General features: G+C 72.7%; 1 protein-coding gene and 1 pseudogene. One reads left to right on the top strand and one right to left on the bottom strand.

What is annotated here, in order from left to right; all coding sequences use genetic code 11:
- Positions 1-679 (bottom strand): annotated as a pseudogene (locus tag SSQG_RS11675) (EI24 domain-containing protein); the annotation flags it as partial.
- Positions 680-822: 143 nt separating this feature from the next.
- Here SSQG_RS11675 and SSQG_RS11680 point away from each other — a divergent pair.
- Positions 823-2816, top strand: a 1994-nt coding sequence (locus tag SSQG_RS11680) for a M14 family zinc carboxypeptidase (RefSeq protein ID WP_039932431.1), incomplete at its 3' end; no start/stop codon positions are given.

The raw sequence follows: 2816 nt of genomic DNA on the forward strand, positions 1-2816 counted from the left end.
CGCCACGAACGGCACCAGGAAGGCCACGGCCAGCGGTGTGCCGAAGCCCCATACGAGGGTCTTGCGGGAACAGAGCAGGGTGAGGCGGGTACGCAGTTCCACGCCGCGGCGCTGGAGGGCGACGGCGGTCAGTTCCTCGGTGAGGAAGAACCCGGTGACGAAGAACCCGATCACCGGGACGACCGTCTGCCCGACGACCGGGACGAACCCGCACGCGAACAGCAGCACGCCCCCACAGGGCGGCGCGGACGACGATCCGGAGGCTGTCGCGGGCGGAGATCCACAGTTCACGCCAGAGCGGCAGGCCCGACTCGGGGGCGTGCCCGTCCGGGGACACGTCCCGGTCGACCTTCTCGGAGAGGTTCTCGTAGAAGGGCTGCCCGACCAGCAGCGTCACCGCGGTGAACGTCACGACGGCGAGGAGCAGGGCGAGGGCGAACAGCACGGCGGTCAGGAAGCCCCGGAAGAGCCCGAGCCACGGGCTCGACCAGTCGTCGGCGAACGGTGTCGCCCAGGCCACCGCGTCCTCGCCCCACAACGCCAGCGCGACGAGCGCCGCCGCGTACAGGACGAGGGTGATCAGGCCCGGGAGCAGCCCGAAGCCATACTGCCTGCCGTGCCGGGCCACCCACCGCTGGCCCTTCAGCAGGTACCGGAAACCCACCCCGAGATCGCGCATGGGAAAACCCTATCGGGGCAGGCCGGAACACTGCCCGAAGGGGCCGTCCGGGGCATCGGTGACACCAACGCGGCCTTGTTGCCGTTGAGTCGAACCGGTACACCTCGCCGTACCGATCTCAGGAAGCCCCGGAGGAGGTACGCGTGCGCACCACGAGAAGCGTTCCCGCGAGACCTGCACTGATCGCCGCCCTGGCCCTCGCCACGGCGGGCTCGCTGCTGCTCGCCCCCGACAGCGCCGGCGCCGACCCGTTACCCGTCACCCGTGAGGGCTCCGCCGTGGACGACCGCGCGGCCGAGGCTCCCGCGAGCGCGGCCCGGCGGGCCCTCGCCGCTGCCGAGGAGACTCCCACCGCGACGGCCGCCCGCGGCTACCCCCGCCGGCAGACCCTCTCCCCCGACCCCGGGAATCCCGGCGACAAGTCCCTGAAGCTCGGGCTGATCCCGTACCACGCGATCGCCCCGAAGCTGAACGCCCTGCAGCGCCTCGGCGACCGCGTGAGCGTGGAGGTGACCGGCCGCTCGGCCGGCGGCCACCGGCTCTACCTCGTCACCGTCACCGCCCCGGAGACCACCCGCCAGGCCCGCGCCCAGGACCGGATGCGCGAGCTGATCGAGAACGCGCCCGCGACCGCCGCGAAGTCCCGCGAGATCAAGCGCGTGTACAAGACGCCGGTCTTCGTCAACAACAACATCCACGGCAACGAGTGGGAGGGCACGGACGCCTCCCTGAAGATCATCCAGCAGCTCGCGACGGCCAAGGACGCGAAGACCCGCGACCTCCTGGCGCACAGCCGCCTGTACTTCAACATCACGGCCAACCCGGACGGCCGTATCGCCGGCACCCGCGCCAACGCGAACGGCTTCGACCTGAACCGCGACTTCGTCACCGCCTCCCAGCCCGAGTCCCGGGCGATGCGGCGGATCGAACTCGACAAGCAGCCGGCCGTCCTGCTCGACCTGCACGGCTACGTCAACGGCACCCTCATCGAGCCCACCACTCCCCCGCACGGCGAGAACTACGAGTACGACCTGTTCCTGAAGAACTCGTACGCCAACGCCCTCGGCATGGAGTCCGCCGTCAACGCCCTCGGCTACACGCCCGCGAAGGACGGCGTGGAACCGGCCCAGATCCCCTTCCGCGACCAGGAGGAGGGCTGGGACGACTGGCCGCCGATCTTCACCCCGCAGTACGCGGCCTTCCACGGCACGGTGGCCGCGCACACGGTGGAGATCCCGCTGGCGGTGAACAACGAGGAGTACGACCAGCTCCCGGTCCCGGAGCTGCGCCGCCGCTCGGCGGTCAACACGGCCGTGGCGGGCGCGGCGATCCGCGCGACCCTGGACCACGTCCGTGAGCACCGCCCCTCGCTCGTCGCCGACCAGATCGAGGTCTTCCGGCGCGGCGCGACGGGCGCCCCGCAGGTGCCGGTGTCACCGCGGACGGTCCCCGGCGTCCCCGGCATCGGCCCGGAGGACGTCTACACGACCACCTTCCCGCGCGCGTACGTCATCCCGCCGGGCGACTCCCGCACCCAGCGCTCGGCCCCGGCCGCGGCCCGCCTCGTCGACCACCTCCTCGCCAACGACGTCCGCGTCACCCGGGCCACCCGCCCCTTCCGCCTGGCCGGACGGACGTACCCCCGGGGCTCCTACGTCGTCGACCTGCACCAGCCCAAGCGCGGCATGGCGAACGTGCTGCTGGCCGACGGCCGGGACATCAGCGACAAGGTATCGGTGATGTACGACATCTCGGGCTGGAGCCTGGGCCGTCTGTGGGGCGCCACCGTCGAGCAGGTGCCGTCGGGCAGCCTGAAGGGCGCGCCCCTGCGCCCGGTGACGGAAGCCGCCCCCGTGGCCCGTGTGCCCGGGCACGGCGACCTCCGCCTGCGCCTGACCGACCCGCGCGAGGTCGCCGCCCTCAACTCCCTCCTCCAGCAGGGCGTCCCGGTCCGCCGGGCGCCGGACGGCAGCGCGATCGTGCCGGCCTCGGCACGCGGCAAGGCGCTCGCCGCGGCCCGCGCCCACGACGTCTCCTTCACGGCCACCCGCCTCACGGGCGGCGCGCCCCTGCACCGCCTCCGGGTCGCCGCCGCCGTCACACCGGGTGAGCTGTTCCCCCTGCGGGAGATGAACTT

This window comes from Streptomyces viridochromogenes DSM 40736 (assembly GCF_000158955.1).
Lineage (GTDB): Bacteria > Actinomycetota > Actinomycetes > Streptomycetales > Streptomycetaceae > Streptomyces > Streptomyces venetus.